This is a genomic window from Tabrizicola thermarum (genome assembly GCF_003574395.1).
Lineage (GTDB): Bacteria > Pseudomonadota > Alphaproteobacteria > Rhodobacterales > Rhodobacteraceae > Tabrizicola > Tabrizicola thermarum.
Genome location: NZ_QMJY01000013.1, coordinates 342,968 through 369,797, shown reverse-complemented (window position 1 = coordinate 369,797; position 26,830 = coordinate 342,968). Strand labels below are relative to the sequence as shown.

23 protein-coding genes and 1 pseudogene are annotated in these 26,830 nt (G+C 67.0%); 15 read left to right on the top strand and 9 right to left on the bottom strand.

The features are described from left to right. Nucleotides 1-26: 26 nt before the first annotated feature. Nucleotides 27-1,070, top strand: a complete 1,044-nt coding sequence (locus D5084_RS06600) for a substrate-binding domain-containing protein (protein ID WP_128514717.1) — start codon at nt 27-29, stop codon at nt 1,068-1,070. Nucleotides 1,071-1,104: 34 nt separating this feature from the next. On the opposite strand, the gene D5084_RS06595 is transcribed toward D5084_RS06600, so the two are convergent. From D5084_RS06595 to iolC, 3 genes are read right to left on the bottom strand one after another with little or no spacing between them, the layout of a single operon-like run. After that, nucleotides 1,105-1,941 carry a class II fructose-bisphosphate aldolase gene (locus D5084_RS06595; protein ID WP_128514716.1) on the bottom strand — a complete coding sequence of 279 codons (837 nt, stop codon included), beginning with the start codon at nt 1,939-1,941 and terminating at the stop codon, nt 1,105-1,107. Beyond that, nucleotides 1,938-2,777, bottom strand: coding sequence for a 5-deoxy-glucuronate isomerase (locus tag D5084_RS06590; RefSeq protein ID WP_128514715.1), 840 nt, complete (start codon nt 2,775-2,777; stop codon nt 1,938-1,940). The genes D5084_RS06595 and D5084_RS06590 overlap by 4 nt, the downstream gene beginning before the upstream one ends. Nucleotides 2,778-2,788: 11 nt before the next feature. Then, nucleotides 2,789-3,766, bottom strand: coding sequence for a 5-dehydro-2-deoxygluconokinase (iolC, locus tag D5084_RS06585; RefSeq protein WP_128514714.1), 978 nt, complete (start codon nt 3,764-3,766; stop codon nt 2,789-2,791). 120 nt (nt 3,767-3,886) lie between these two features. Between iolC and D5084_RS06580 the strand changes: the two genes are divergently transcribed. From D5084_RS06580 to D5084_RS06570, 3 genes are read left to right on the top strand one after another with little or no spacing between them, the layout of a single operon-like run. Further along, the gene (locus tag D5084_RS06580) at nt 3,887-5,002 is read left to right on the top strand and encodes a Gfo/Idh/MocA family protein (protein WP_128514713.1); all 1,116 of its coding nucleotides are present in this window, start codon (nt 3,887-3,889) and stop codon (nt 5,000-5,002) included. Between the two features lie 7 nt (nt 5,003-5,009). Beyond that, nucleotides 5,010-5,900 (top strand): TIM barrel protein, encoded by an 891-nt coding sequence (locus tag D5084_RS06575; RefSeq protein WP_128514712.1) that lies wholly within the window; start codon nt 5,010-5,012, stop codon nt 5,898-5,900. Nucleotides 5,901-5,911: 11 nt separating this feature from the next. Further along, complete coding sequence (locus tag D5084_RS06570) at nt 5,912-7,045, top strand: Gfo/Idh/MocA family protein (protein WP_128514711.1); 1,134 nt, start codon at nt 5,912-5,914, stop codon at nt 7,043-7,045. 23 nt (nt 7,046-7,068) lie between these two features. Here the strand turns inward: D5084_RS06570 and D5084_RS06565 are convergent, their stop codons facing one another. Continuing rightward, nucleotides 7,069-8,067: a LacI family DNA-binding transcriptional regulator gene (locus D5084_RS06565; protein WP_128514710.1), complete on the bottom strand. Its 999-nt coding sequence runs from the start codon at nt 8,065-8,067 to the stop codon at nt 7,069-7,071. A gap of 240 nt (nt 8,068-8,307) precedes the next feature. Between D5084_RS06565 and lysA the strand changes: the two genes are divergently transcribed. The 4 genes from lysA (at nt 8,308) to D5084_RS06545 (ending at nt 15,751) form a co-directional block, all read left to right on the top strand. Beyond that, complete coding sequence (gene lysA, locus D5084_RS06560) at nt 8,308-9,573, top strand: diaminopimelate decarboxylase (protein ID WP_128514709.1); 1,266 nt, start codon at nt 8,308-8,310, stop codon at nt 9,571-9,573. 39 nt (nt 9,574-9,612) lie between these two features. Next, nucleotides 9,613-12,219: a TIGR02302 family protein gene (locus tag D5084_RS06555; protein WP_128514708.1), complete on the top strand. Its 2,607-nt coding sequence runs from the start codon at nt 9,613-9,615 to the stop codon at nt 12,217-12,219. Between the two features lie 229 nt (nt 12,220-12,448). Next, nucleotides 12,449-14,860 carry an AMP-binding protein gene (locus D5084_RS06550; RefSeq protein ID WP_128514707.1) on the top strand — a complete coding sequence of 804 codons (2,412 nt, stop codon included), beginning with the start codon at nt 12,449-12,451 and terminating at the stop codon, nt 14,858-14,860. Nucleotides 14,861-14,926: 66 nt separating this feature from the next. After that, nucleotides 14,927-15,751, top strand: a complete 825-nt coding sequence (locus tag D5084_RS06545; protein ID WP_128514706.1) for a ParB/RepB/Spo0J family partition protein — start codon at nt 14,927-14,929, stop codon at nt 15,749-15,751. 9 nt (nt 15,752-15,760) lie between these two features. Here D5084_RS06545 and D5084_RS06540 read toward each other — a convergent pair whose 3' ends face one another. Together D5084_RS06540 and D5084_RS06535 are read right to left on the bottom strand one after the other, a co-directional pair. Further along, nucleotides 15,761-17,404 (bottom strand): RNA-directed DNA polymerase, encoded by a 1,644-nt coding sequence (locus D5084_RS06540; RefSeq protein WP_128514705.1) that lies wholly within the window; start codon nt 17,402-17,404, stop codon nt 15,761-15,763. Between the two features lie 183 nt (nt 17,405-17,587). Next, nucleotides 17,588-17,788 carry a SlyX family protein gene (locus D5084_RS06535; protein ID WP_128514704.1) on the bottom strand — a complete coding sequence of 67 codons (201 nt, stop codon included), beginning with the start codon at nt 17,786-17,788 and terminating at the stop codon, nt 17,588-17,590. 70 nt (nt 17,789-17,858) lie between these two features. Here D5084_RS06535 and hisS point away from each other — a divergent pair, with 70 nt between their 5' ends. Genes hisS through hisG form a run of 3 tightly spaced genes read left to right on the top strand, consistent with a single transcriptional unit; the run spans nt 17,859 to nt 21,111 of the window. Continuing rightward, complete coding sequence (hisS, locus tag D5084_RS06530) at nt 17,859-19,325, top strand: histidine--tRNA ligase (RefSeq protein ID WP_128514703.1); 1,467 nt, start codon at nt 17,859-17,861, stop codon at nt 19,323-19,325. Beyond that, complete coding sequence (locus D5084_RS06525) at nt 19,322-20,419, top strand: ATP phosphoribosyltransferase regulatory subunit (RefSeq protein WP_128514702.1); 1,098 nt, start codon at nt 19,322-19,324, stop codon at nt 20,417-20,419. The genes hisS and D5084_RS06525 overlap by 4 nt, the downstream gene beginning before the upstream one ends. Next, on the top strand, nt 20,416-21,111 hold the full coding sequence (gene hisG, locus D5084_RS06520) for an ATP phosphoribosyltransferase (protein ID WP_128514701.1): 696 nt from the start codon (nt 20,416-20,418) through the stop codon (nt 21,109-21,111). Before D5084_RS06525 ends, hisG begins: the two co-directional genes overlap by 4 nt. 24 nt (nt 21,112-21,135) lie before the next feature. On the opposite strand, the gene D5084_RS06515 is transcribed toward hisG, so the two are convergent. Next, a complete protein-coding gene (locus D5084_RS06515; RefSeq protein WP_435532660.1) occupies nt 21,136-21,555 on the bottom strand; it encodes a DUF1489 family protein in 420 nt (139 codons plus the stop codon). A gap of 112 nt (nt 21,556-21,667) precedes the next feature. On the opposite strand from D5084_RS06515, the gene D5084_RS06510 reads away from it, so the two are divergent. The 3 genes from D5084_RS06510 (at nt 21,668) to D5084_RS06500 (ending at nt 24,503) form a co-directional block, all read left to right on the top strand. Then, nucleotides 21,668-23,944, top strand: coding sequence for an adenosylcobalamin-dependent ribonucleoside-diphosphate reductase (locus D5084_RS06510; protein WP_128514700.1), 2,277 nt, complete (start codon nt 21,668-21,670; stop codon nt 23,942-23,944). 107 nt (nt 23,945-24,051) lie between these two features. Further along, nucleotides 24,052-24,309 (top strand): DUF1902 domain-containing protein, encoded by a 258-nt coding sequence (locus D5084_RS06505; protein ID WP_128514699.1) that lies wholly within the window; start codon nt 24,052-24,054, stop codon nt 24,307-24,309. 2 nt (nt 24,310-24,311) lie between these two features. Further along, nucleotides 24,312-24,503 (top strand): type II toxin-antitoxin system HicA family toxin, encoded by a 192-nt coding sequence (locus tag D5084_RS06500; RefSeq protein ID WP_128514698.1) that lies wholly within the window; start codon nt 24,312-24,314, stop codon nt 24,501-24,503. On the opposite strand, the gene D5084_RS06495 is transcribed toward D5084_RS06500, so the two are convergent. Beyond that, complete coding sequence (locus D5084_RS06495; protein ID WP_274378870.1) at nt 24,500-25,447, bottom strand: NAD(P)-dependent oxidoreductase; 948 nt, start codon at nt 25,445-25,447, stop codon at nt 24,500-24,502. The genes D5084_RS06500 and D5084_RS06495 overlap by 4 nt on opposite strands. Before the next feature lie 36 nt (nt 25,448-25,483). Here D5084_RS06495 and D5084_RS06490 point away from each other — a divergent pair, with 36 nt between their 5' ends. Then, nucleotides 25,484-26,473 carry an MDR family oxidoreductase gene (locus D5084_RS06490; protein WP_128514696.1) on the top strand — a complete coding sequence of 330 codons (990 nt, stop codon included), beginning with the start codon at nt 25,484-25,486 and terminating at the stop codon, nt 26,471-26,473. 77 nt (nt 26,474-26,550) lie between these two features. On the opposite strand, the pseudogene D5084_RS18655 reads toward D5084_RS06490, so the two are convergent. After that, a pseudogene (locus D5084_RS18655) lies at nt 26,551-26,703 on the bottom strand (IS30 family transposase); the annotation flags it as partial. Between the last annotated feature and the right edge of the window lie 127 nt (nt 26,704-26,830).

Below are 26,830 nucleotides of genomic sequence, written 5' to 3'. Positions count from 1 at the left end.
CAGCATCTTACGGGAGGATACCAACCATGCTGAGACGGACCCTGCTACAGACACTTCTCGCCGGAACGGCCCTTGCCTTCGCAGGCGCGGCCTTCGCGCAAGAGGCCTTCGACGGCCCGACCACCGGCCCGAAAGCGGCGGAAGGCAAGACCATCGTCGTCCTCGCCGCCGATCTGAAGAACGGCGGTATCCTGGGCGTCACCACCGGCATCGAGGAAGCCGCCGCCAGGATCGGCTGGGAAGTGAAAGTCCTTGATGGCGCGGGCTCGGTGCAAAGCCGCTCCGCCGCCGTGGGCCAGGCGCTGGCGCTGAACCCTGACGGGATCGTCATCAACGGCTTCGACGCCGCCGAACAGGCCGCAGCTCTTGAGGGCGTCACGGCGGCGGGCATCCCGATGGTATCGTGGCACTCCGGCCCGAAGATCGGCTGCGACGCGCCGGGCGGCATCTTCGCCAACGTCTCGACCGACGCGATGCAGGTGTCCGACGTGGCCGCGAAATGGGCCATCGAGGATGCGGGCGGCAAGCCGGGCGTGGTGATCTTCACCGATTCCACCTACCAGATCGCCATCGACAAGGCCGACCGGATGAAGAAGGCCATCGAGGACGCAGGCGGCACGGTGCTGGAATATGTCGATACGCCCATTGCCGAGACGTCCACCCGCATGGGCCCGCTGACCACCACGCTGCTGCAGAAATACGGCGCGGCCTGGACCCATTCGCTGGCGATCAACGACCTCTACTTCGACTTCATGGGGCCGTCGCTGGCCGCTGCCGGGATCGACGGCAAGGGCGCGCCCCGGAACGGCTCGGCGGGCGACGGCTCCGAAGCCGCCTTCCAGCGCATCCGCACCGGGCAGTATCAGGCGGTCACCGTGGCGGAGCCCCTGAACCTCCAGGGCTGGCAGCTGGTCGATGAGCTGAACCGTGCCATCCAGGGTGAACCCTGCTCGGGTTACATCACCGCGCCTGCGCTGGTGACCGAGGAAGCCCTTGCGGGCACCGAGGGCAACGCCTTCGACCCGAACAATGGCTACCGCGAGGCTTATGCCGCGATCTGGGGCAAGTAGGCCAGACCGGCGCTGGCGGGGCCCCTCGCCAGCGCTACACCCGGTTTGAGGCGCCCATGCCGCGAAACACCGCCCGCGCCGCCTCCATCACCGGCTCCTCCGTGTCGCGCAGGATGGCAATCCGGTCGAACCGCCCCGGGTCCTTCGCCACCGCCGCCCGCAGCGCCGCGCCGAAGGCCATCCGCAGCTCTGTGCCGATGTTGAACTTGGCGATCCGCGACCCCGCCGCCAGCGCCGCGCGCTGATCCACCGGCACGCCCGACCCGCCATGGATCACCAGCGGCAAGCCCGTCACCGCCTCGATCGCCCGCAGCCGCGCCAGGTCCAGCCCCTGACCCGCGTCCTGCTGCAAATGGACATTCCCCACCGACACCGCCAGCGCATCGACCCCCGTCTCGCGGACAAAGCGCGCCGCCTCCTCCGGGTCGGTCCCGGTCGAGGCCTTGCCCCCCGCATAGCCGACGACGCCAAGCTCACCCTCGCAGGACAGCCCCGCCGCATGGGCCAGCGCCGCGACCTCTGCCGTCAGGCGGATGTTCTGCTCCAGCGGCAAAGCCGACCCGTCGATCATCACTGAACTGAACCCCGCCGCAATCGCCTCCCGGCAATCCCCCACCGTCAGCCCATGGTCCAGATGCGCGACCACCGGCACCGACGCGCTCTCGGCCAAAGCGCGGAACATCGCCCCCCAAACGCCGACCGGCATATGCGCCCGCGCCCCCGGCCCCGCCTGCAGGATCACCGGAGCCCGCTCTGCCTCGGCCGCCCGGACATAGGCCCGCGCATCCTCCCAGCCCAGGCAGACCAGCCCCGGCACCGCATAGCCGTCCCGCAGGGCGGGCCCCAGCACCTCGGCCAGCGTGGCGATCATCTGAACTTGGCCACCATGTCCATGATCCCCGGGATCGTCTGCACCTGCGCCGCATGGGTCGGCTGGAAGTACTGCTTCAGACTCCGCTGCGATTGCCCGCCAAGGATGGTGAAGTAATACATCTCATAACCCGGCAGCGCGCAGCAGGGGTGATAGCCCTTGTCGATCAGCACCGTGGACCGGTTCATGATGTGATAGGCATCCCCCGGCTCGTTATCCACCCGCTGCAACATCTGGAGCCCCGAGCCATAGTCGGGCCGGAAGCGGAAATTGTAGCACTCGTCATGCCGCGTCTCCTCCGGCAGGCGGTCGGTGTCATGCTTGTGCGACGGAAACCCCGACCAGCCCCCCGCGCCCACGGTGAACAGCTCACTCACCAGAAGCCGCCCCACCCGGTCGTGATACCTGGTCCCCAGGATATGCTTGATCTTGCGGTGAGTCTTCGTCTCGTCCGACCCGTATTGCACCACATCCAGATCGCCTGACCTGACGGCAAACGGGCTCAGCGCCTCATCGAACTTCGCCCCGGCGATGAAACACTCCGTCTCTGTCCGCGCCGTGATCCGCGTGCCGGTGCCACTGGGCACATAAACCCCCTCCGGCTCTCCATCCCAGACATCGACGCCCCGGTTGCCGATATCGGCAAAGACCTCGCCCCCGACCTCGACCGTCACCGTCCCCGTCGCGGGCACCACGCAGGTCTCGTAGCCCGGCGTGCGATAGTCGAAATGCTCGCCCGGTTTCAGCCGGACGATGTTGAAATAGACCAGCGGCACCAGCGGATCGGCCATGTCGACAATGGCCCGGTTGCGGTTGTCATGCGGAGGAATGTGCATCGGATGTCCCTTCAGGCACTTGGGCCGGGGTGGGTGGTTAGAAATTCGTCAAGCTCCGGTCCCGTCGGCATCGCCGGGGCGCAGCCGACCCGCGCCACGACCAGCGCCGCCGCCGCCGACCCGCGCAGAACGGCGGCCTTCACCGGCAGGCCCGAAGCCAGGCCCGCAAGGAAAGCGCCAAGGAAACTGTCCCCGGCCCCGGTCGGTTTCAGCGCCCGCGTCGGGTAAATGCCGGTCGCAAACTCGCCCTCACGGGTGATCGTGACCGCCCCCTTCTCGCCCATCTTGTACACGACGACCTGCGCCCCCTCGGCCACCAACTCACGCGCCTTGTCCAGACCCCGGTCGGGATGCCCGGCCATGAAGCCGAACTCCACATCATTGCCGACGATCACGTTGCACAGGGCCGCCGCGCGGGAATAGGTCTCGGCGGCGGCCTCGGCCGAGGGCCAGGAATAGGGCCGGTAGTCCACGTCGAAGACCAGGGGCAGCCCCGCCGCCCGCGCCAGATCGAAGGCCCGGAACGCCGCCGACCGCGAGGGTTCCGCCGCAAGCACCGTCCCCGTGGTGACCAGCGCGGAAAAGCCCGCGTAATCCACCGCCTCGACATCCGCCGCGACCATCGCGAAATCCGCCGCCCCGTTGCGATAGATCACCGACTGGCAGTCCTCGACCCGCGTCTCCACCACCGCCAGAGAGTTGCGCGCCTCGCCGCCCGCGACCTGCACCAGCGTCCGGTCCACGCCATAGCCATCCAGCTGCGCCAGACAGAACCGCCCCACCGCATCGTCCGACACCCGCGTCAGCAGCGCGGCCTTGCAGCCCTGCCGGACCAGCGCCACCGCGATATTGGCCGAGGACCCGCCCAGATGCGCGACGAACCGGCTTGCCTCCTCGATCCGCGTGCCCGCAGGATCGGCATAAAGGTCCATCCCGGCCCGGCCGATGACCAGAAAGTTCCGTCCCTTCAGCCGCTCCAGCTCTGCCATCCCGCTCTCCACCCCCGCCCGCAGCCCCACAGAGGGACTTGCGCGCCTTCGAAGGCCACGATACAACTTTTGCAACCGGTTGCAACACCAACGGCACATGCCGCCGCGCAGGACCATGACATGACACAGATCGGGATCGGACTGGTCGGCGGCGGCTACATGGGCAAGGCGCATGCCGTCGCCTATTCCGCCGTGGGTGCGGTGTTCAACACCAGGCTCCGCCCCCGGCTGGAGGTGATCGCGGCCACCTCGCAAGCCTCGGCCGAAACCTACGCCAAGGCCTACGGCTTCGCCCGCGCCGCCCGCGACTGGCAGGACCTTGTCGCCGACCCCAAGGTGCAGGCCGTGGTCATCGCCTCGCCGCAATCCACCCACCGCGCGATTGCCGAGGCCGCCTTTGCCGCCGGAAAACCCGTGTTCTGCGAAAAGCCGCTTGGCGCCTCGCTGGACGACGCCCGCGCCATGACTGCCGCCGCCGAAGCCTCCGGCCTGCCGAACATGATCGGCTTCAACTACGTCCGCACCCCGGCCACGCAATTCGTCCGCCAGCTTCTGGCGCAGGGCGCCATCGGCGACATCACCTGGTTCCGCGGCGAACATACCGAGGATTTCCTGTCCGACCCGACGCTTCCCGCCAACTGGCGCACCCGTGACCGGGCGAACGGCTGCATGGGCGACCTGGCCCCGCATCCGATCAACTGCATGCTCGCGCTGATGGGTCCGGTCGCGGAACTGAACGCCCGCATCGAGACGGTCCACGCCACCCGCCCCGGCCCGAATGGTCCCGAGAAGGTGACGAACGACGACCACGCCCAGATCATGCTCCGCTTCGCCTCCGGCGTGATGGGCCACCTTTACATCAGCCGCACCGCGACGGGCCGGAAGATGGGCTATGCCTATGAAATCCACGGCACCAAAGGCGCGATCCGCTTCGATCAGGAGGACCAGAATGCCGTCCACCTCTACCGCGCCGAGGGGCCAGAGGCCGCGCGCGGCTTCACCCGCATCCTGACCGGACCCTGCCACCCGGATTACCTCGCCTTCTGCCAGGGCCCCGGCCACGGCACCGGCTATCAGGACCAGATCATCATCGAGGCGCGCGACTTCCTGACCGCCATCGAGACCGGCCAGCCCGTCTGGCCCACCTTCCGCGACGGGCTGGCGGTCAGCCAGCTTGTCGAAACCGCCTTCCAGTCATCCGACAGCGGGCAATGGCTCGCCGTTCCCGCCACATGAGGACCAAATGACCATCCGCATCGGCAATGCGCCCTGTTCCTGGGGCGTCGAATTCGCAGGCGACCCGCGCAACCCGCCGTGGCGGCAGGTCCTGAAGGACTGCGCCGAGGCGGGCTACACGGGTATCGAGCTCGGCCCCATCGGCTTCATGCCCGAGGACCCGGCGATCCTCTTCGACGCGCTGGAGGAGAACGGCCTCGACCTGATCGGCGGCGTGGTCTTCCGGCCCTTCCACGACCCCGCCGCCTGGGACGATGTCCGCGACGCCGCATGGCGCACCTGCCGCGCGCTGACCGCCCACGGCGCGCAGCATCTGGTGCTGATCGACTCGATCTCCCCCCGCCGTGCCCCCACCGCAGGCCGGGCCGATGCCGCCGAGCAGATGGACCGCGCCGAATGGACCGCCTTCCGCGACCGGATCGCCACCATCGCCCGGCTGGGAACCGAGGAATTCGGCCTTACCGTCGGCATCCACGCCCATGCTGCGGGCTTCATCGACTTCGAGCCGGAACTCGAACGGCTTCTGGACGAGGTGGACGACAGTATCCTGAAGATCTGCTTCGACACCGGCCACCACTCCTATGCCGGCTACGACCCGGTGGCCTTCATGCGCCGCCATATCGGGCGGATCTCCTACATGCACTTCAAGGACATCGACCCGGTGGTGAAGGCCGATGCCATCGCCAAAAGCACCGGCTTCTACGAGGCCTGCGGCCAGGGCATCTTCTGCAACCTCGGCAAGGGCGATGTCGATTTTCCGGCCGTCCGCCAGATCCTTCTGGATGCGGGCTACCAGGGCTGGTGCACCGTCGAACAGGACTGCGACCCGACGCTGGACGTGCATCCCATCGACGACGCACGGCGCAACCGCAAATATCTGAAATCCATCGGCTTCTGAAGGGTCCGACCATGACAAAACTGAACTGGGGCATGATCGGCGGTGGCGAAGGCAGCCAGATCGGCCCGGCGCATCGGCTGGGCGCGCAGGCGGACGGGCATTTCGCCTTCGTCGCAGGCGCGCTGGACCACCGGCCCGAAGCCGGGCGCGCCTATGCGCAACGACTGGGCATCGCACCCGACCGCGCCTATGGCGACTGGCAGGAGATGCTGGAGGGCGAAAGGAACCGCCCCGACCGCTGCGATCTGGTGACGGTGGCGACCCCGAACTCCACCCATTTCCAGATCACCAGGGCCTTTCTCGAGGCCGGCTTCAACGTCCTGTGCGAAAAGCCGATGACGATGACGGTCGAGGAAGGCGAAGAGATCGTCCGCATCGCCGAACGCACGGGCCGCATCTGCGCGGTGAACTACTGCTATTCCGCCTATCCCATGATCCGCCAGGCCCGCGCCATGGTGCGGGCGGGCGACATCGGCAAGGTGCGCCTCGTGGTGACGAATTTCAGCCACGGCCACCATGCCGACGCGACCGACGCCGACAACCCCCGCGTCCGCTGGCGCTATGACCCGGCGATGGCGGGCGTCTCCGGCCAGTTCGCCGACTGCGGCATCCATGCGCTGCACATGGCCAGCTTCATCTGCGACGACGAGGTGGAAAAGCTCTCCGCCGATTTCGCCTCGACGATTCCCAGCCGCCAGCTGGAAGACGACGCCATGGTCAACTTCCGCATGGGCCGCGGCACCGTGGGCCGGCTCTGGACCTCCTCTGTCGCCATCGGGCGGCAGCACGGCTTCGACATCCAGGTGTTCGGAGAAACCGGCGGCCTGCGCTGGCACTCCGAACAGCCGAACCAGCTGATCTACACCCCGGTCGGCGGCCGCACCCAGATCATCGAAAAGGGCGAAGCCGGGCTGTATGACGAGGCCCGACGCCTGTCCCGCGTCGCCATCGCCCACCCGGAGGGCTTTCCGCTGGCCGTCGCCAACATCTACTGCGACCTCGCCGACGCGATCCGGGGCGAGCACCGCGACGGCCTGCCCCGTGCCCCGGCCGGGGTCCGCTCGATGGCCGCCGTCCATGCCGCCGTCGCTTCGGCCAGGGCTGGCGGCACCTGGGTCGACGCCCGCCCGCCGATGTTCCGCTAGGCCCGCAAGCCCCCTGCGCCCGTTCAGGCGACCGGGCGCAGCGTCCCGCGCTCGACCACCTCGCAGGGAAACAGCCTGACCTCGGGGGCCATGTCCGGCGCTTCGATGGTCGCCACCACGATCTCGATGGCCGCGTCGATGATCGCCGCCACCGGCTGGCGGATCGTGGTCAGCCCGATCACCTGCCAGCGGGCCATTTCCATGTCGTTCAGCCCGATCAGCCCGATGTCCCTGGGCACCGACAGCCCCGCCTCGCGGATCGCGCTCAGCGCCCCCACCGCCAGCAGATCGTCGCCGCAGAAATAGGCCTCGGCCCGGTCGCCCTCCAGCAGCCGCTGCATCCGGGCGCGACCGGCGTCGAAGGTGTAGTCCTCGGCATAGCTGACACTGACTGCGATCTCCGGCCGTTCGGCCAGCCTGCCCAGAAACCCCGCGGCCCGGTCCTGGGTCGAGGTCGCCCCCCTCGGTCCGCCCAGAAACCCCACCCGCGCATATCCGCGCGAGATCAGCGCCTCGGCCGCCATCCGACCGCAGGCGACGTTGTCGATCCCCACCACCGACACGTCCGGCGCGGTCGAGGCCCGGCCGAAGGCGTGCACAACGGGCAGCCCGGCGGCCTTGAAGGCCTCGGCGAAACTCGCCGGCAGGGTCGAGGACGCGACGATCACCCCGTCCACCGAATACTGCCGCAGCATCCGCACCGTGGCGGCCGGATCGGTCGCGCCGCTCAGGTTCACCAGCAGCGGCCGCAGGCCCCGGTCCTGCAAGCCCCGGGTGAACAGGTCGAACACCTCCAGGATCAGCGGGTTGTGGAAATTGTTGACCACAAGGCCGATCAGCTTGGTCCGCCCCGTCGTCAGGCTCGAGGCCAGGGCATTGGGCGCATAGCCCAGTTCGGCCGCCGCCTTCTCCACCTTGGCCCGGGTCCTGGCCGAGACCGAGGCGCCAGGGGTGAAGGTGCGCGACACCGCCGACCGCGACACACCGGCCCGTTCCGCCACCTCTCTCAGCGTCACCGCCATCCGCCGCACCCTTTCCGAGTTCACGCAAGTATACATGCCCCGTTCGCTGTGGGAACCGTCCAGCGCCACTGTCGCCCGGCCATCGGCACCTTGCGGAAGGCCTGCCCTGCAGACCCCGGAATCATCGAAAATTCCGGACCGGAGCCTGCAAAGGCTCCGAACCGATTTCTTCGAAGAAATCGGCGCTTTGCACCACCGTTCCACCCGGCTATGACGGCGCGGAAGCACCCGGGGACAGCGATGGACCATTTCCTCTACAAGAACGGCACCCTCCAGGCCGAAGACGTCGCCATCCCCGACATTGCCGCCAGCGTCGGCACCCCGTTCTACGTCTATTCCACCGCCACCCTGACCCGGCACTACCAGCTGTTCACCGAGGCCCTCAGCCCGCTGCCCCACCTCGTCTGCTTTGCGATCAAGTCGCTGTCGAACGTGGCCGTCCTCAAGACGCTCGGCAACCTTGGCGCCGGGATGGACGTGGTCTCGGGCGGCGAATACCTCCGCGCCAGGGCGGCAGGGGTGCCCGGCGACCGCATCGTCTTTTCCGGCGTCGGCAAGACGCGCGACGAGATGCGCCTCGCCCTCACGGGCGGCATCCGGCAGTTCAACGTGGAATCCGAGCCCGAGATGCGGGCCCTGTCCGAAGTCGCCACCAGCCTTGGCGTCACCGCGCCGATCACCGTCCGCGTCAACCCCGACGTGGACGCCCGCACGCATGAGAAGATCGCCACGGGCAAGAAGGAAAACAAGTTCGGCATCCCCATCGCCCGCGCCTCGGAAGTCTATGCCGAGGCCGCGCGCCTGCCGGGCCTTCAGGTGGTGGGCATCGACGTCCACATCGGCTCGCAGCTCACGGAGCTTGAGCCCTTCGAGCAGGCCTACCTCAAGGTCGCCGACCTGACCCGCCGCCTGCGGTCCGAAGGCCATTCGATCACTCGCCTTGACCTTGGCGGCGGGCTTGGCATCCCCTACCAGCGCACGAACGAGGCCCCGCCCTTGCCCACCGACTACGGTGCCCTCATCAAGCGCACCGTGGGCGACCTCGGCTGCGAGATCGAGATCGAGCCCGGTCGCCTGATCTCGGGCAATGCGGGCATCCTGGTGTCCAGGGTGATCTATGTGAAGAACGGCGAGGGGCGCGACTTCCTGATCCTCGATGCGGCGATGAACGACCTTGTCCGCCCCTCGATGTATGGCGCGCACCACGACATCGTGCCCGTCGCGGAACCCCCCGTGGCCAGCCCGACGCAAGAGTTCGACGTGGTCGGCCCGGTGTGCGAAACCGGCGACACTTTCGCCAGGGGCCGCGACCTGCCGCTGCTGGCCGAAGGCGACCTCGTGGCCTTCCGCAGCGCCGGAGCCTATGGTGCGGTCATGGCATCGGAATACAATACCCGGCCCCTGATCCCCGAAGTGCTCGTCCACGGAGATCACTTCGCTGTCATCCGGGCCAGACCGAGCTTTGACGAAATCCTCAACCGCGATACCATCCCCCCATGGCTGTGACCCCGCATGCGTCGGGGTGCCCGGTCGCAGGCAGGTGAGATGACCGGACCCCAGGACCAACCCCCGCTGAAATCGCCCCCGCTGAAATCGCTTGTCTGGCCGATGCGCCTGACGCTGGCGGGGCTGTGGGCCGAACGGCTTGCCCGGGCCTTCTGGCCGCTCTGGTCGCTGGGTCTTGTCACCCTCGCCGCGCTGGCCTTCGGCGTCCAGGACCTCGGCCCCCTTCACTACGCGCAGGCCGGCGGCGCCGTCATCGCCCTTTTCGCCCTCGGCCTTCTTGCCTGGGGCGTGAAGCAGTTCCGCAAGCCCAACGCGATGGACGCGCTGGACCGGCTGGACAGCACGATGCCCGGCCGCCCCATCGCCGCCCTGCGCGACACCCAGGCCATCGGCACCGCCGACCCCGCGTCGCTGGCGGTCTGGCGCGCGCACCAGGAACGGATGGCCCAACGCGCCGCCGGCGCCCGCCCCGTCCAGCCCGACCTGCGCCTGTCCTCGCGCGACCGCTTTTCCTTGCGCTATGTCGCGCTGACCGCCTTCGTCATGGCCGCGCTGTTCGGCTCGTTCTGGCGCGCAGGCTCCGTCGCCGGCCTCACCCCCGGCGCCGCCCTCGCCACCCCCGCCGGCCCCTCGTGGGAGGCCTGGGCCCAGCCCCCCGCCTATACCGGCAAGCCCTCGCTCTACCTCAACGACATCACCGACCCCGCGCTGGAAGTCCCCACCGGCACCCGCCTGCAGATCCGCCTCTACGGTCCCGAAGGCAGCCTGACCGTCACCCAGACCGTCGCCGGCGTGCCCCCGCCCCCCGTCCCCGAACCCGGCACCGAGGCCACCCCCGCCGCCGCCGTCCCGAACGGCATCAAGGGCGTCCACGACCTGACCATCACCCGCTCGGGCGACCTGGCCATCGAAGGCCCCGGCGGGCGCGAGTGGCAGATCACCGCAACGCCGGACCGCGCCCCCACCATCGAAGTCACCGGCGAGATGACGCGCGAGGCGGACGGCCGCTTCAAGCAGGGCTTCAAGGCCAGCGACGACTACGGCGTCACCGCCGGTCGCGTCACCATCACGCTGGACCTCGCCCGCGTCGACCGCCGCCACGGCCTGAAAGTCGATCCCGAAGCCACCCCTCCCGTCGTCCTCGACCTGCCCATGCCGCGCAAAGGCAGCCGGACCGAACTGACCTCGACCCTGGTCGACGACCTGTCGAAACACGTCTTCGCCAACCTGCCCGTGACCATGGTCTTCACCGCCGTGGACGCTGCCGGCAACGAGGGCAGCTCCGCCCCCTATGCCGTCACCCTGCACGGCAAGCGATTCTTCGACCCCTTCGCCGCCGCGCTCATCGAGATGCGCCGCGACATCCTGTGGAACCGCGTCAACGCCCCCCGCGCGGTCGAAATCCTCAAGGCCGTCACCAACCGCCCCGAAGGCTTCATCCGCCACGACCGCGCCTTCCTGCACTTCCGCGTGCTCATGCGCGACCTTGAGGCCAAAGAGGCAAGCCTGACCACCGAAGACCGCGATGCCATCGCCGAGAAGTTGTGGAAGATCGCCCTGATGGTCGAGGAGGGGAACCTCCAGTCCGCGCTCGACCGTCTGCAACGCGCGCAGGACCGGCTGCAAGAGGCCATCAAGAACGGCGCCTCGCCCGAGGAAATCGACCAGCTGATGAAGGAAATGCAGCAGGCGCTGAACGAATACATGCGCGAACTCGCCGAAGAGGCGCAGCGCAACCCCGGCGACCAGCAGCAACAGCAGATGATGCAGGGCCAGATGATGTCCGGCGACCAGCTGCAGCAGATGCTCGACAAGCTTCAGGAACTGATGGAGCAGGGCAAGACCGCCGAAGCCGCCGAGCTGATGGAACAGCTGCGCCAGCTGATGGAAAACATGCAGGTGGTGCAGGGCCAGCAGGGTCAGGGCCAGGGGCAGGGCCAGAACGGCCCGATGGGCGAGCTGGGCGATACCCTGCGCGACCAGCAAAGCCTGTCCGACGACGCCTTCCGCGACCTCCAGGGCGTGCCGCGCACTGGCGAACAGCAGGGGCAGGGCGACCAGCAGGGCGACAGCCAGGGCCAGGGTCAACAAGGCGACCAGCAGGGCCAGGACCCGCAGCAGGGCGACGGGCAGGGCGGCGCTGACGACCGCAGCCTCACCGACCGCCAGCGCGAATTGCGCGACCGGCTCAACCAGTTGCAGCAGGGCCAGCTTCCCGGCGACGGCACCGAGCAGGGCGAAGAGGGCCGCCGCAACCTCGACCGCGCCGGCCGCGCGATGGAACAGGCCGAGCAGGCGCTGCGCGACGGCGATCTTGACGGCGCGCTCGACCGTCAGGCCGAGGCGATGGAGGCGCTCCGCAACGGAATGCGCGATTTCGGCGAGGCGCTGGCCCAGGAACAGCGCGAGAACCGCGATTCGCAGGGCGGCAACCGCGACATCGGCTCTGCCGATCCGCAGGGCAGCGATCCGCTTGGCCGCCGCCCGGGCGAAACGGCGCGAATCGGTTCCGACGAGAACATGGTCCAGAACACTCCCGATCAGCGCGCCCAGGAACTTCTGGACGAAATCCGCCGCCGGTCCGGTGACCTCGCCCGCCCGCTGGAAGAACTGGACTACCTCAAGCGTCTCCTCCAGATGTTCTGATCGGCGCGGTTTGCGCCCTCAGGTTGTGCAGGTCAGGAAATCGTGACCGGCCCTCCGAACAACCCGAAACAGTCGCCCTTGCCAGCCGACCTTCGGCGCGGCACTTCTGACCTGCATTGAATCGACGCTGTCTCCGCCCGACCGCTTTCCAGTCAAAGTTTGGTCAACAATCAGGACTAGAAGCGCGCATCGCGGGTCACGTTTTAGCAAGTCTTTGCAGGAAGTAAGAATGGATTTCGGAAAGCTTCAGGCCACGGCTGTCGTTCGCAGGAACTCGATCGCCTTCGTCGAACAGTTGTTCGCGCTGTACGCAGCCCGGCGCCCGCTGGTGCTGGTGTCGGGTGCCGCGCAGGCCGACCAGCTTCCCGGGTTGCAGATCGACCGCACCATCGACCCCGGCGACCGGACCGGCTGGTTCACCGCACAGCATCCCGTGATCCTGGACGATCTCCCGGCCCAGGTCAGCTACACCTCGGGAACCGAAGGCCTGCCCAAGGGCATCCTGCTGACTTACCGCAACCTTGGCTACACCACCGAACGCATCATCGACGTGATGCAGATGACATCCGAGATTCGCGAATATGTCGGTGTCCCGGCCACCTTCAGCTTTGGCATGGCGCGCTACCGGGCCGTCAGCGCAGTGGGCGGCCGCGCCTACATGCCGCCGCGCGGTTTCGATCCGATGGAACTGGCGCGGATGCTGGCTGCGGGCGAGGTCAACGCGCTTTCTGCCGTGCCGACGCTGTTGCGCATTCTGCTTGCCGATCCGGCGATCATCGGCAACGCGGGCAAGGCGCTGCGCTGGCTGGAGATCGGCTCGCAGGCAATGACGGCCGACGAAAAGCGCCAGGTCCGGGCGATGTTCCCCAAGGCCCGGATCGTGCAGCACTACGGCCTGACCGAAGCCTCGCGCTCGACCTTCCTTGTCATCTCCGAGGCCACCGATGCCCAGCTTGACTCGGTCGGTCGTCCCGTGGGGCAGGGCGAAGTCGCCCTTTCCGCCGATGGCCGCATCCGCATCCGCGGCCCGCAGGTTGCCCGGTCGCGCATCGACGCCGACGGGCTGCACGACCTGACCGACGCCGAGGGCTGGCTCCAGACCAACGACCTCGGCCATCTTCAGGACGGGTATCTGTTCTTCGACGGGCGCGCCGATGATCTCATCAATTGCGGCGGTCAGAAAGTCGTGCCCGACCAGCTGGAAGACCGCATCCGCGCCCGGTTGAAGCCAGGGCTCCAGATCGCTGTCGCCAAGGTCCCCGACGCCCAGCGGGGCGATGGCATCCTCGTCGCCCTTGCCGGCACCTCCGACCAGTCCGCCCAGGTGAAAGAGGCCGCCACCGCCGCGCTGGCCGAGATGGGGATCGCAGCCGGTTCCGCGCTGCATGTGATGGCGCTGGACGCCCTGCCGGTCACCGGCACCGGCAAGGTCCAGCGCCGCGTGCTGGCCGAGCAATTCGCCCTGCGCAAGGTCACTTCCCCCCCGACCGCTCCGGCCAGGGGCGAGATCACCGATGTCCGCTCGCTCTTCACCCGTGAATTTCCGGGCCAGGACGTGTCACCCGACGACAGCTTCGACTCGCTCGGCGGCGACTCGCTTCACTACATCCAGTTCTCGCTGGCCTACGAATCCCGCTTCGGCCAGCTGCCCGACGACTGGGAAAAGCTGACCGTCGCCCAGCTTCAGGCCCATGCCGACGGCAGCAACGCCTCCTCCTGGCGTCGCCTTGAAACCGCGACGCTGACCCGCGCCTTCTTCATGATCTGCATCGTGGCCTTGCACACCGAGGCCTTCGTCTACTCCCCCAACTGGGGTGCGGCCTATTTCCTCGTCATGCTCGCAGGCTATTCCGTCGCCCGCTTCCAGCTGCCCGAGATCATCCGCTCCGGCTCGACCCGCACCCTCTGGGGCACCATCCGCTACGTCGCGATTCCCACGATCCTGATCGGCGTATTCCTGGAACTCGCCACCCGCAAGTTCGAGCTGCCCGAGCTTCTGCTCGTCTCGAACTACTTCGACCCCGACACGATCCGCGGCTACACCTTCTACTTCGTGGAATTCTACATCCAGATCCTGATCCTCGCCGCGCTGTTCTTCTCCTTCGCCCCGGTCCGCCGCGCCTTCGCCGCCCGGCCCATGCTCAGCGCCGTCGCCTTCTTCGCCTTCACCGCCGCGCTGGACTATGTGATCGAGCTCAAGTGGACCGGCGACTACAACTACGACCGCACCCCCTGGCACTACGGCTGGTGCTTCGCCTTGGGCATGGTCCTCGCCCAGGCCCGCGACCTGCCCTCGCGCCTCTTCGCCTTCGCCCTCTCGCTGGTCACCATCTTCGCCTACTGGCACTTCACCTCCGCCGCCTACTACGTCGCCGGGGGGGTCGCCGTCGTCCTCTTCATCCGCACGCTCATCGTCCCCGCCCCGGTCAAGGTCCTCATCGCCGAAATCGCCGGGGCCTCGATGTTCATGTACCTGACGCACTACCAGATGATCTCGCTCGTCGACAAAATCTTCGGCGAACACCGCCCCTGGCTCGCCCTGATCCTGTCGATCATCACCGGCATCATCGGCGCGCATCTCTACACCTGGGCGGAGCGCACCTTCCTCAAGCCCCGCCGCGCGGCCGTCCCGGCCGAATAACCGCCCGCCCGCCTCACCGCCCCTTAACCCCCATGGCGTTCCCTCCCGCAGAAAGGAGCACGCGCCATGGACCCTCTCCACCACCTCCCCCTCGCCGAAATCGACCCCTCCGCCCTCCTCCGCGACCGCACCACCCTCGACCCCGACGCCCTCGCCCAACTCCAGCACTCCATCGCGACCGAGGGCCTGCGCACCCCCATCGAGGTCTGGCGCCTCTCCACCCCCCGCGAGCCCTTCCGCTACGGCCTCATCTCCGGCCTCCGCCGCCTCACCGCAGCCCGCGCCCTCGGCCACGAAACCATCCCCGCCTTCCTCCGCTCCCCCCAGTCCCTCGCCCAGGCCCTCACCGCCATGGTGAGCGAGAACGAAATCCGCGCCCCCGTCTCCCCGTGGGAAAAGGCCGCCCTCATCCTGAACGCCGTGACCGAGGGCCACTTCCCCACCCCCGACGCCGCCATCGCCACCCTCTTCCCCGCTCTGCCCAAATCCTCCCACCGCCGCCTCCGCGCCCATGCGACCGTGGTCGAGGCGCTCGGCCCCCTCCTCACCGCCCCGGAAACCCTCACCACCCGCCAACTCGACACCCTCGCCGCCGCGATCACCGGCGGGCATGAGGACCTCCTCACCGCCACCCTCCACCCGCACGGGGGCAAGGGACCGGAGACCCAATGGTCCGCCCTCCGCCCCGTCCTGCTGGACATCGCGCGCGAGCCCGCAAACCCCACAACCCGCCGCCCCCGCAGGCTGCTCCGCCTCCGCCAAGGCCTGACGATCACCCGAGAGCCCACCCCCACCGGCTGGCTCCTCCGCTTCACCGGCCCCCAGGCGAGGTCCCCCGGCCTGATCGACGACGTGCTGGACAAGGTGGAGGAGTGGTTTGGGAGGGTGTGACCTAGCCAATCATGGAGCCGCAACTTCGCTTGGAGGTATTGAACTTGTGCGAAGGAATGCCTCCAGCCAGGACTGCGTCACTGCTCGCCGTATTTTCGCAGCTGATATAGAAGTTGATCTAGACTTCTTGAATGTCTCAACATTCCTGTTGGTGTCGTAGAAGCTAACCTTCTTCGCTTTAAGGGGTTTGAACCATGGATTGTTGCTAATCAAGTTTGGGTCCGCAGGCGTGAGCCAGCCCTTAAGATCAGCCTCGTAAACAAGGAGCCAATTGGCGGTATACAAGCTACCGTCGACCATAAGACTTGTCCAATAGGTCTTGTCCAAGACTCCGTCAATCAAGCCGCGCTGCTCAAGATCCAGCACCAACAGTGCCCACGTGGCGTTGTCTGTTCGCACAATCACATCAAGCTCCAAAGAGGGTATTGCAATGCCTAGAGCTTTGGCAAGGAAGAGTGCCCACGAAACTTCCGCTGTATGGCGAAGTGGCGCGGATCTTTTGATTTCATCCACAATCAACTTCTTGCAGCGCGCTAGATTGACTGGCGCCCTGTCTTTCTTGTAGTTAACTAGTATCTGTACGACTGTAGGGAGCGTAATGGGATAAGCCCGCGCGCTCCTTAAGATGTAGCTTTCAAAGAGTGGATAGGTATCCTTGCCAATCCTGAACGAGCGCGAAGCTTTCAGAGCATAGTCCATTACGTTGCTCCCTGGCTTCTCCTTCGCTAAACTGAATGCTTTTGGGAAGAATCGATTTAATTGACGGGCTTGCTCACTGGCTTTGGTGTGGTTTACTACTAGTTCTAAGAGTTCATTGGGCCACACTTCAACAATTTCGTCCTTGGCGTTTATCACGCTGGTCTTTTCAAGATTTAATTCTAGCTCAAATTCGGCACAAGCCTCCGCTAGAAAGCGAATGGCAGACTCGGCGGCTTGAGCTGAGTTGTGACCGATGAACCAATCATCAACGAATCTATACGCACTGCCGATCTCTGGATTTGCCAATCTAAGGAATTCTCTCTCGATTCCAATTGCTACAATTTCAGATAGAATCCTAGACGTATCGGGTCCAATCGGAATGCCTATAGTTTGATTGTCTTGTCCTTTTCGAACGGCACGGTCCAGTTGATCACCTATCGTGGCCTTTAGTAGAGGCGAGTTAACATGGCTTTTACACCATGCCTTGCCAGTAAAGGCCCAAGGTAGTGTATGTGTGTAAATCGTTCCATAAAACCTAGAGATATCACTTATGAGAATGTGGTCGAAGTCCCCACCTGCATTGAGCTTCATGAACTCAATCCGGGAGAAATCAGGTTTGGGTACGGCTCTAGTTGCTTCTTTCACTAGGTTTGCGCTGTCTAGCGAAATCTTGCTTGTGTCTAGGAAGGTCTTAATTGCAATCCAGTTGTCTGCGATCGTCTTGCTCAGGTGATACTGCGAAATTGGATTCACAATCGCTAAGCTTCGCCGCTTCCAGCCGAGCCGCTGAGTGTTGTAAACTTCCGGTGCAGTCTTGGGCGGATCGTTGTTCGGCCAAGCCGCCGCGAGTGACTTTCGGTATTTGGCAAAGTCCGCTGTGTTGAAAGGTGGTGGAAGTTCTGCGGGAAAGTGACCTTTCTCCAAAAGTAACTTCAAACGCTCAGTTTTGTTCATTCGTTAGGTCCTGAAAAGGCCGCTACTCAAGGCAATATCAACCTTAGACGCAATGCGAGACAAGCCAAAGTTGTAGGGCAGCACTCAGGAAAATGATGGCAGCAAAAGCTTAACAAACCCCTAACGCCCACAGCTAACCCCTTGGAATCCTTTGCGGCCTCCACCGCGCCGCGCGCGGCGCGCTCACCAGTGCGGCGGGCGGACGTTCGCCTCCGGAGGGGCTCCCCCCAGGGCCTCCTCCTCCGCAGCCCGCTCCATCAGCAGCCGAACCCGCCGCTCCAGCCCCGCGATCTCCCCCGCCTGCCGGGCCACCACGTCCGACAGATCCTCCACCGCCCGCATCAGGTGGGCCACCCGTTCCTCCAGAGCCTCGACCCGGTCCATCGCACCCCCCGCTTGCCCGCCTCTCTCCCACGGGATACACGGACCCCGATCAAAAGCGAAGGTCCCGCCCATGGCCGACAAACCCCGCCGCCCCCGCGCCGAGACCCCGAAGGGATTCCGCGACTACTTCGGGGCCGAGGTCACCGAACGCAAGGCCATGCTCGACCGCATCGCGGGGGTCTATCATCGCTACGGGTTCGACCCGCTGGAAACCTCCGCCGTGGAAACCGTCGAGGCCCTCGGCAAGTTCCTGCCCGACGTGGACCGCCCGAACGAAGGCGTCTTTGCCTGGGAGGAGGAGGGCGACTGGCTGGCCCTGAGGTACGACCTCACCGCCCCGCTGGCGCGGGTCGCGGCCCAGTACCGGAACGACCTCCCCTCCCCCTACCGCCGCTACGCGATGGGCCCGGTCTGGCGGAACGAGAAACCGGGTCCGGGCCGCTTTCGCCAGTTCTACCAGTGCGACGCCGACACGGTGGGGTCGGCTTCCGTGGCGGCGGACGCCGAAATCTGCGCCATGCTGGCCGATGCGCTGGAAGAAGTCGGCATCCCCCGCGGCGACTATGTGGTGAAGGTCAATAACCGCAAGGTCCTGAATGGCGTGATGGAGGTCGCGGGGCTGGCGGGTGACGACAAGGAGGCCGAACGCGGCATCGTGTTGCGGGCCATCGACAAGATCGACCGTCTGGGGCCAGAGGGTGTCCGGGCGCTCCTGGGCGAGGGCCGCAAGGACGAGAGCGGCGACTTCACCAGGGGCGCCGGTCTGGGCACCGAACAGGCCGAAGTGGTGATGGGCTTCACCTCGGCCAAGCGCGACGCGGGAGCCGCGACGGTGGCTCGGCTGCGCGAGCTGGTCGGCGGCTCGGTGATCGGGGCCGAGGGTGTGTCCGAACTGGAAGCCATCGCGGCGCTGCTCGACGCGCAAGGATACGGGCCGGACCGGATCATGCTGGACCCCGGCGTGGTCCGGGGCCTCGGCTACTATACCGGGCCGGTCTATGAGGCGGAACTGACCTTCCAGATCACCGACGAGAAGGGCCGTCCGCGCAACTTCGGCTCGGTCGCCGGGGGCGGACGGTATGATGGGCTGGTGAAACGCTTCACCGGGCAGGATGTGCCCGCGACGGGGGTGTCCATCGGGGTGGACCGCCTTCTCGCGGCGCTGCGGGCGAAGGGGCGCGTCGGGGGCGAGACGGCCGGGCCAGTCGTCGTGACCGTGATGGACCGCGACCGGATGGCCGATTACATGGCCATGGTCGGCGAGTTGCGGCAGGCGGGCATCCGGGCCGAGGTCTATCTGGGCAATCCGAAGAACTTCGGCAACCAGCTGAAATACGCCGACAAGCGGCAATCGCCGGTGGCGGTGATCCAGGGCGGGGACGAGGCGGCGAAGGGGACGGTGATCCTCAAGGACCTGATCCTGGGTGCGAAGATCGCCGAAAGCGCCACGCTGGAAGAATGGAAGGACCGCCCCGCGCAGGTCGAGGTGCCGCGCGCCGATCTGGTGGCGGCGGTCCGGAAGATGCTGGGCCAATGACCCCCAAGGCCGCCATCCGGGCCGAGGGCGAGCGGCTGCTGGCGGCCTTCGTGCAGGCGGGGGCGGTGCCGGTCGAGGCGGATATCCTGCAACCGGCGGGCACGCTGCTGGACCTGTATGGCGAGGACATCCGGGCACGGGCCTATGTGACCGACGATCCGGTGCGCGGCGAGATGATGCTGCGCCCCGATTTCACCGTCCCCGTGGTGCAGGCGCACATGGCCCACGGCGCGGAACCGGCGCGCTATGCCTATCTGGGCGAGGTCTTCCGCAAGCAGGCGCGCGGTTCGGGCCGGGCCAGCGAATACCTTCAGGTCGGCTACGAGGTGTTTGACCGCGCAGCGCCCGAAGTGGCGGATGCCGAGGTCTTTGCGCTGTTCCGCGACCTTCTGGCCGGCCTGGACCTGCGCCCCGTCACCGGCGACATCGGCATCCTGATGGCCGCCGTCCGGGGGCTGGAGACCAGCGAGCGGCGGAAGGCGGCGCTCTTGCGCCATGTCTGGCGGCCGCACCGGTTCAAGGCGCTGCTGGATCGCTTTGCCGGGCGGGCTTCGGTTCCGGCGGGGCGGCTGGCGCTGCTGGAACGGCTTAAGGCGGGAAGCCCGGCGCAGCTGATCGCGGAAGCCGGCACCTTCGTCGGCCTGCGCTCTGCCGAGGAAATCGCCACCCGGGCCGAGGCTCTGGTCGCCGATGCCGAAACCCCGCCGATCCGGGCGACCGAGGCGGCGCTGCTCTACGACCTTCTGTCGCTGGAGGCCCCTGCGGCCCATGCCCTGGCCCATCTGCGCGGGATCACCCCGATGCTGCCCGCCATCGCCCCTGCGGTGGACCGTTTCGCCGCGCGGCTGGAGGCTCTGGCCGCGAGGGGCGTCGATGTGGCGACGCTGGCCTTCGAGGCCAGCCACGGGCGGACGGCGCTGGAATACTATGACGGCTTCGTCTTCAGCTTTCTGGCCGAGGGTATGCCGCCCGTGGCCAGTGGCGGGCGCTATGACGCGCTGACGGCGGTGCTGGGGGCGGGCGCCTTCATCCCGGCGGTGGGGGGCGTGATCCGGCCCGGCCTCGTCGCGCGGCTGAAGGGGGCGCTGGCATGATCCGGCTGGGCGTGCCGTCCAAGGGGCGGCTGATGCAGGATTGCTTCGACTGGTTCGGCGCACGGGGCGTGATGATGAGGCGCTCCGGGTCCGACCGGGAGTATTCGGGCGTCGTGGAAGGCGTGGAGGGTGTGGTCCCGGTGCTGCTGTCCGCAGGGGAAATCCCGCGTGAACTGGCCGCCGGGCGGATTCACCTGGGCGTGACCGGGTCGGACCTCGTGCGCGAGCAGCTGGCCGAGGACGAGGTGGCCGAGGTGGCGAAGCTGGGTTTCGGGAAGGCCGATCTGGTGATCGCGGTGCCGAACGTCTGGATCGACGTGGAAACGGTGGACGATCTGGACGCCGCCGCCGCCGCCTTCCGCAAGGTGCATGGCCACCGGCTGCGGATCGCCACCAAGTATCACCGGCTGGTGCGGGAATTCCTTCAGGCGCAAGGGGTTGCGGATTATCAGCTGGTGGACAGCCAGGGCGCGACCGAAGGCACGGTGAAGAACGGGACGGCGGAGTGCATCGCCGACATCACCTCGTCGGGCGAGACCCTGCGGGCCAACCACCTGCGCATCCTGTCGGACGGGTTGATCCATTCCAGCCAGGCGGTGCTTTGGGCCAGCCGGATGGCGGAGTGGTCGGCGGAGGACCGGGCGGCGATGGAGCAGCTGGCGCAGCGGCTGGGTGTCCGGTCGCCGTTCTAGCGTGACCGCGGGTCCCCGGCGGGGTCAGTGCAGGCCCAGTTCCGCCAGGGCCTGCGCCAGTTTCGGCGGCAGCGGGTCATCCTTGGCCCGGCCCCTGGGCAGGTCGCGCGGGGCCTCTTTCGGGTCAAGGTAGCGCCAGCCCTGGAAGGGGCGGCGGGCAGCGGCTTCGGTGCGGATGACCTCCTGATCCAGCACCAGGGCGCAGCGCGGGATGCCGTCGCCGAGGTTCACCTCTTGCAGGTCGAGGATGCGCTGGCGGGCCAGGATCGCACCCTTGATGACCCAGTAGAGCGAGCCTTCCAGCACCTCGGCCTCGCGCTTGGGCCACATGCGGGTGACGTGGATCGCGCGGCCTTCGGGCCAATGCGGGCGTTGCTCACGCTGCCAGTCGATGAGGTCCTCGACCGAGTCGGCGCCGACGCAGAGTTTCAGGAGGTGGATCATGCGGCGGATCATAGGGCCTGCGGCGGGGGCTTCAAGTTGACCCGAGGGGGCTTGGGGCGTATCTTGGGTCCTTCGCCGCACTTATCCACAACAGACAGAAAGATTCGCCCCGATGTCGCGATTCCATGCCCCCATTGCCGAAGCCATCTGGGACATGAAGTACCGCTTCAAGGAGGCGGACGGGACACCCATCGACGGCAGCGTGGAGGATACCTGGCGACGGATCGCGCGCGCCCTGGCCGAGGTGGAGCAGGACCCCGCGAAGTGGGAGGCGGAGTTCTACGCGGCGCTTGAAGGGTTCAAGTTCCTGCCTGCGGGCCGGATCACGGCGGGCGCGGGGACGGGGCGCAGCGTCACGCTGTTCAACTGCTTTGTCATGGGCACGATCCCCGACACGATGGAGGGCATCTTCACCGCGCTGAAAGAGGCCGCGCTGACCATGCAGCAGGGCGGCGGGATCGGCTATGATTTCTCCACCATCCGCCCGCGCGGGGCCGAGGTGAAGGGGGTGGCGGCGGATGCCTCGGGGCCCTTGTCCTTCATGGATGTCTGGGACGCGATGTGCCGGACGATCATGTCCGCGGGCAGCCGTCGCGGCGCGATGATGGCGACGATGCGCTGCGACCACCCCGACATCGAGGCCTTCATCGAGGCCAAGCGCGACCCCGCGCGGCTGCGCATGTTCAACCTGTCGGTTCTGGTCACCGATGCCTTCATGGCCGCCGTCAAGGCCGACGGCCCGTGGGAGCTGGTCTTCGGCGGCAAGGTGTATCGCACCCTTCAGGCGCGCGACCTGTGGAACAAGATCATGCGGTCCACCTTCGACTATGCCGAGCCGGGGGTGATCTTCATCGACCGCATCAACGCGATGAACAACCTGAACTATTGCGAGACCATTGCCGCCACCAACCCCTGCGGCGAGCAGCCCCTGCCGCCCTATGGCGCCTGCCTGCTGGGGTCGGTCAACCTGCCGACGCTGGTGAAGGATCCCTTCGACGCGCATTCCAGCATGGACATGAAGGCGCTGGACCGTCTGGTCCGCACCGCCGTCCGGGCGATGGACAACGTGGTCGATGTCAGCCGCTTTCCCTTGCCCGAACAGCAGGCCGAGGCGAAAGCCAAGCGGCGGATCGGGCTGGGGGTCACGGGCCTTGCCGATGCGCTGCTGATGGTCGGTCTGCGCTACGGGTCCGAGGAGGCCACGCGCGTCACCGAGATCTGGATGCATGCCATCGCTCGGTCGGCCTATCTCGCCAGCGTGGACCTCTCCAGGGAAAAGGGGGCCTTCCCGCTGTTCGACGCCGAACGCTATCTGGCCTCGGGCAACATGGCCCGGATGGACGCCGATGTGCGTGAGGCGATCCGGGCGCATGGGATCCGCAATGCGCTCCTGACCTCGATCGCGCCGACCGGGACGATCTCGCTTTACGCCGGGAACGTGTCGTCGGGCATCGAGCCGGTCTTCGCCTATGCCTACACCCGCAAGGTGTTGCAGAAGGACGGCTCCCGCACCGAGGAGGAAGTGGTGGACTACGCCGTCCGCCTCTGGCGCGAGAAGTTCGGCGATGCGCCCCTGCCGGACCATTTCGTCAACGCCCAGACCCTGCCGCCGCTCGACCATGTGCGGATGCAGGCGGCGGCGCAGAAATGGGTCGATTCCTCGATTTCCAAGACGATCAACTGCCCGGCGGACATCAGCTTTGACGATTTCAAGGAGGTCTACATGGCCGCCTGGGATCAGGGCTGCAAGGGCTGCACGACCTACCGGCCGAACGAGGTGACGGGGAGTGTTCTGACCGTGTCCGAGTCCTCGGAAAAGGTGCCGGGGGAGGCCCCGGATCAGGTCCGGGGCGGGGAGGTCGTGTATCTGTCCGAACCGCTCGACCGGCCTGCGGCGCTGGAGGGGCGGACCTACAAGCTGAAATGGCCGGGCACGGAACACGCCCTGTATATCACGATCAACGACATCGTGACGGCAGGCCACCGGCGGCCCTTCGAGGTGTTCATCAACTCGAAGAACATGGAGCATTACGCCTGGACCGTGGCGCTGACCCGGATGATCTCGGCCGTCTTCCGGCGGGGCGGGGATATCTCGTTCGTGGTCGAGGAGCTGAAAGCCGTCTTCGACCCCCGCGGCGGGGCCTGGATGGAGGGCCGCTACATCCCGTCTATTCTGGCGGCCATCGGAGGCGTGATCGAACGCCACCTGATCGACATCGGTTTCATCGCGGGCGAGGGGCTGGGGCTGAAGTCTGACCCCAAGGCGGAGCTTTTGCGGGTCGGAGAGGCTCCGAAGGGCAAGGCCTGCCCGGCCTGCGGGTCGTATGATCTGCGGATGGTCGAGGGCTGCCTGACCTGCGGGTCGTGCGGGCATTCGAAGTGCGGGTGAGGGGCGCGAAGGGAACGCATTCCTAACCTTCCTGTTGCATCCGTGCGGAGCAGGGCCATATCTTGGCCGCAGTCTCGCTGCATAGTGCAAGCGAACAGGAGCTACCGATGAAACCCCTTGAATTCTACGTCAAGGCCGTCTGGGATTCCGAGGCCGGGGTCTGGGTCTCGGAAAGCGACATCATCGGCCTGCATGTCGAGGCCGAAACGCTTGAGGAATTCGAGGCCGCGGCGGCCGAGCTCGGGCCGCAGCTGATCGTGGAAAACCACATCACCAAACGCGACCTCGCGCAGCGGTCGCTGTCCGAGCTGATCCCCTGGATCAGGTTCCGCGCCCCTCAGACCGGCGGCGCAGCGGCGGCCTGAGGGTGGTCAAGGGCTTCTACGACGAGGTGGTGCGGCTTCTGGCCGAGGCGGGCTATTACCATGACGGCGGATCGAAACACCAGAAATGGTGCCATGACGACGGCAAGCCGACCGTGACCGTCCCGCACAAGATCATGAGCCGCCACACGGCCAACGGCATCCTGAAGGACGCCGGGATCCAGAAGAAACTCTAGCGTTTCACCCCATTCGCCCATGCGACGAAATCCGTCAGGTGGGGCACATAGTCCTCCGGCCCCGCACCGCCCTGCGCCACCGCTGATGCGAAGCTGTTCTTCGCCGCGCTCGCCATCGTGGTGGTGACGGTGGCGGCGTTGGCCATGCTCTCCAGATAGCGCAGGTCCTTGTAGGCGTTCGACAGGGTGAAGCGGTGCGCCTCGCGGTTGCCCTCCAGCGCGTAGCCCATGAAGGTCTGGTAAAAGCCGCAGTCCATCCGGCCCCCGCGGATCACGCTGTCGAACGTGGCGGTGGAGATGCCGACCTTGGCGGCCAGCGCCAGCGCCTCGGCATAGATCGCGGCGTAGCCGAGGGAGAGGAAGTTGTTCAGAAGCTTCATCCGGTGCCCGTCGCCCACCCGCCCGATATGGACGATCTTCCCGGCCCAGGTGGCGATGACGGGCTGGATGCGGGCGAAGATGTCGGGCTCGGCCCCCACCATGCAGTCGAGCGTGCCCTCCCACGCCTCCTTGGGCGTCCGCGACAGGGGGGCGTCGGCGAAGTGGACACCTTTGGCGGCGAGGTTGGCGGCGAGGCGTTCGGTGACCGTGGGGTCGGAGGTGGAGCAGTCCACGATCACCGCGCCGGGCTTCAGGTGGGGGATCATCTTCGCTACGGCCTCGGAGACCTGAGGCGAGCCGGGGAGGGTGAGGAAGATGATCGTGCAGCGTGCGGCGAGGTCTTCGATGGTCGCCTCGGTCGCGCCGCGCGCGATCAGGTCATCGACGGGCGCGCGGTTGCGGTGGGCGGTGACGGTCAGGGGGTATCCCTTCTCCACGATGTTCTTCGCCATGCCGTGGCCCATCAGGCCCAAGCCTGCGAAACCGATGTGTTCCTGGGTCATGCGGGTCTCCTTTCCGGGCAAGGTGGCCCAGGCGGCGCGGGTTGACAATCCGGCTTCCACCGGGCCGACTGGCGCCGGTCAACAAGGGAGGCGATCATGTTCCGCGCACTGGTTCTGGAGAAGGAAGGCGATGCCGCCGTGGCGCATCTGCGAGAGCTGGACGAAAGCGCCCTGCCTGCGGGGGACGTGACGGTGGCGGTCGAGTATTCGACGCTGAACTACAAGGACGGGTTGGCGCTGTCGCCGACCGGCGGGGGGATCGTCCGGTCCTGGCCGCATGTGGCGGGGATCGACTTTGCCGGGACGGTCGAGGCGTCGGAGGATGCCCGCTACAGGCCCGGCGACAAGGTGGTGCTGACCGGCTGGCGGGTGGGAGAGATCCATTGGGGCGGCTATGCCCAGAAGGCGCGGGTCAGGGCGGACTGGCTGGTGCCGCTGCCCTCGGGCCTCACCACGCGGCAGGCGATGGCGGTGGGGACGGCGGGGTTCACGGCGATGCTGGCGGTGATGGCGCTGGAGGAGCATGGGCTGACGCCGGACAAGGGCGAGGTGCTGGTGACGGGCGCCTCGGGCGGCGTGGGCTCGGTGGCTGTCGCGGTGCTGGCTGGTCTGGGCTATCAGGTCGCGGCGGTGACGGGGCGGGCAGAGACTGAGGGGTATCTGCGCGACCTTGGCGCCTCGCGGATCGTGCCGCGGGCTGACCTGGCCGAGACGGTGAAGCGACCGCTGGAGAGCGAGACCTGGGCGGGATGCGTGGATGCGGTGGGCGGCGCGATGCTGGCGCGGGTGCTGGGGCAGATGAAGCACGGCGCCTCGGTCGCGGCGGTGGGGCTGGCGGGGGGGGCGGCGCTGCCGGCCTCGGTCATCCCGTTCCTGCTGCGGGGGGTGAACCTGCTGGGGATCGATTCCGTGACCGTCCCCTTCGAGCGGCGGGTGCGGGCCTGGGGGCGGGTGGTCGCGGACCTGCCGATGGGGAAGCTGGAGGCAATGGTCCGGGAGGTGGGTCTGGGGGAGGTGCCTGCCTTGGGCGCTGCGATCCTGAAGGGAGGCGTGCAGGGACGGGTGGTGGTGGATGTGAACCGCTGAGCCCGCGCCGCGCGCGGCGCGGTGGAGGCCGCAAAGGATTTCAATGGGTTAGCTGTGGACGTTAGGGATTGGTTAACTCAAGTTCCAATTGCAACGCTTTTTGCGATTTCCTCGGCGAAGGCTTCGGCTGGGGTTCGCCAGCCGAGGGTCTTTCGGGGTCGGTCGTTCATCAGTTTTGCGATGTAGTCGAAGTCGCGCCGGGAATACTGGCTGAGGTCCGAGCCTCTGGGCACGCCGGAAGGGGTGGGCGCAGATCGACCCGGCCGAGGTGATGCGGGCAAGGTTTGATTTCGACGTGACGGGGCATTATGCCCGGCCCGATGTGTTCGCACCGGGGGTGGACACTCAAGCCAAACC

Bases quoted from the DNA above. Each gene is read 5' to 3' on its own strand.
- D5084_RS06580 (WP_128514713.1), top strand. From the start codon at position 3,887: ATGACACAGATCGGGATCGGACTGGTCGGCGGCGGCTACATGGGCAAG.
- iolC (WP_128514714.1), bottom strand. From the start codon at position 3,766: ATGGCAGAGCTGGAGCGGCTGAAGGGACGGAACTTTCTGGTCATCGGC.
- D5084_RS06540 (WP_128514705.1), bottom strand. From the start codon at position 17,404: ATGAACAAAACTGAGCGTTTGAAGTTACTTTTGGAGAAAGGTCACTTT.
- hisS (WP_128514703.1), top strand. From the start codon at position 17,859: ATGGCCGACAAACCCCGCCGCCCCCGCGCCGAGACCCCGAAGGGATTC.
- D5084_RS06595 (WP_128514716.1), bottom strand. From the start codon at position 1,941: ATGATCGCCACGCTGGCCGAGGTGCTGGGGCCCGCCCTGCGGGACGGC.
- D5084_RS06510 (WP_128514700.1), top strand. From the start codon at position 21,668: ATGTCGCGATTCCATGCCCCCATTGCCGAAGCCATCTGGGACATGAAG.
- D5084_RS06545 (WP_128514706.1), top strand. From the start codon at position 14,927: ATGGACCCTCTCCACCACCTCCCCCTCGCCGAAATCGACCCCTCCGCC.
- D5084_RS06515 (WP_435532660.1), bottom strand. From the start codon at position 21,555: ATGATCCACCTCCTGAAACTCTGCGTCGGCGCCGACTCGGTCGAGGAC.
- D5084_RS06565 (WP_128514710.1), bottom strand. From the start codon at position 8,067: ATGGCGGTGACGCTGAGAGAGGTGGCGGAACGGGCCGGTGTGTCGCGG.
- D5084_RS06550 (WP_128514707.1), top strand. From the start codon at position 12,449: ATGGATTTCGGAAAGCTTCAGGCCACGGCTGTCGTTCGCAGGAACTCG.
- D5084_RS06555 (WP_128514708.1), top strand. From the start codon at position 9,613: ATGACCGGACCCCAGGACCAACCCCCGCTGAAATCGCCCCCGCTGAAA.
- hisG (WP_128514701.1), top strand. From the start codon at position 20,416: ATGATCCGGCTGGGCGTGCCGTCCAAGGGGCGGCTGATGCAGGATTGC.
- D5084_RS06590 (WP_128514715.1), bottom strand. From the start codon at position 2,777: ATGCACATTCCTCCGCATGACAACCGCAACCGGGCCATTGTCGACATG.
- D5084_RS06525 (WP_128514702.1), top strand. From the start codon at position 19,322: ATGACCCCCAAGGCCGCCATCCGGGCCGAGGGCGAGCGGCTGCTGGCG.
- D5084_RS06600 (WP_128514717.1), top strand. From the start codon at position 27: ATGCTGAGACGGACCCTGCTACAGACACTTCTCGCCGGAACGGCCCTT.
- D5084_RS06490 (WP_128514696.1), top strand. From the start codon at position 25,484: ATGTTCCGCGCACTGGTTCTGGAGAAGGAAGGCGATGCCGCCGTGGCG.
- D5084_RS06575 (WP_128514712.1), top strand. From the start codon at position 5,010: ATGACCATCCGCATCGGCAATGCGCCCTGTTCCTGGGGCGTCGAATTC.
- D5084_RS06535 (WP_128514704.1), bottom strand. From the start codon at position 17,788: ATGGACCGGGTCGAGGCTCTGGAGGAACGGGTGGCCCACCTGATGCGG.
- D5084_RS06570 (WP_128514711.1), top strand. From the start codon at position 5,912: ATGACAAAACTGAACTGGGGCATGATCGGCGGTGGCGAAGGCAGCCAG.
- lysA (WP_128514709.1), top strand. From the start codon at position 8,308: ATGGACCATTTCCTCTACAAGAACGGCACCCTCCAGGCCGAAGACGTC.
- D5084_RS06505 (WP_128514699.1), top strand. From the start codon at position 24,052: ATGAAACCCCTTGAATTCTACGTCAAGGCCGTCTGGGATTCCGAGGCC.